Source organism: Actinoplanes sp. NPDC000266 (genome assembly GCF_042899005.1).
Lineage (GTDB): Bacteria > Actinomycetota > Actinomycetes > Mycobacteriales > Micromonosporaceae > Actinoplanes.
The window spans coordinates 1-1,139 of record NZ_JBIAZI010000038.1; the positions used below are offsets into that span (position 1 = coordinate 1).

1 protein-coding gene is annotated in these 1,139 nt (G+C 63.5%); it reads right to left on the reverse strand.

Annotated features, from left to right (window positions below):
* Positions 1 to 1,092: an IS630 family transposase gene (locus ACFY36_RS51900; RefSeq protein ID WP_499753334.1), complete on the reverse strand. Its 1,092-nt coding sequence runs from the start codon at positions 1,090 to 1,092 to the stop codon at positions 1 to 3.
* Positions 1,093 to 1,139 lie beyond the last annotated feature (47 nt).

The window sequence follows — 1,139 nt, forward strand, 5'->3', positions numbered from 1 at the left end:
CTAGTGTCGTGAGTCGTTAATGCGTGTGCAGTAGCGGGCGATGGATTCGAGGATCTGGTCGGCGGTTTTGGTCCACACGTAGGGCCGCGGATCGTCGTTCCAGGTCTCGATCCAGGTCCGGATGTCTTTGTTGAGGTCGCGGACGCTGCGGTGGGTCCCGCGTTGCAGCTTTTTCGTGGTGAGCTCACCGAACCACCGTTCGACCAGGTTCAGCCACGAACTGCTGGTCGGGGTGAAATGCAGGACGAAACGCGGGTGGGCGTTGAGCCATCGTTTGATGGTCGGGGTTTTGTGGGTGGAGGCGTTGTCCAGCACCACGTGCACGTCCAGATCGGCCGGGACCTCACGATCGAGAGTCACCAGGAACTTCTTGAACTCGATCGCCCGGTGGCGCTGGTGCAGCGAGCCGATGACTTTGCCGGTAGCCAGATCGAGAGCGGCGTAAAGGTTGGACGTGCCGGCGCGGACGTAGTCATGACTGGCTCGTTGCGGGGTGCTGGGCAGCATCGGCAGGATCGGGGCCGTGCGGTCGAGAGCCTGGATCTGCGACTTCTCATCCACACACAGCACGACAGCACGTTCGGGCGGATCCAGATAGAGCCCGACAACGTCGCGGACTTTGTCGATGAACTGCGGATCCTTCGACAACTTCCACGTGTCCTGCCGGTGCGGCTGCAAGCCGAACGCCCGCCAGATCCGCGACACCGCGGTCTGCGACAGGCCGACCTCAGCGGCCAACGATCGGGTCGACCAGTGGGTGGCGTCCTTCGGCGTGGTCTCCAAGGTTTTGGTGACCACCTGCTCGACGTCGGCGTCGGCGATCGTGCGGGGCCGGCCCGGACGCGGCTCGTCCAGCAGCCCGTCAAGCCGGTCGGCAGCGAAACGGTTCCGCCACTTCTTCACCGTGTTCCGGGAGATCCCGAGTTCCTCAGCGATCAGCCCGTTCGGAGCCCCGGCAGCATCCGCGCATGCCAGCACCACCCGCGATCGCAACGCGATCGCTTGAGCACTCGACGGACGCCGCGACCACGCCAGCAACTGCTCACGCTCGTCATCAGTGAGCACGATCGGCACTGCTGTCGGCAACGGCATCCCACCAACGTACCCACTGACAACGATTTAAAGACTCACAACACTAG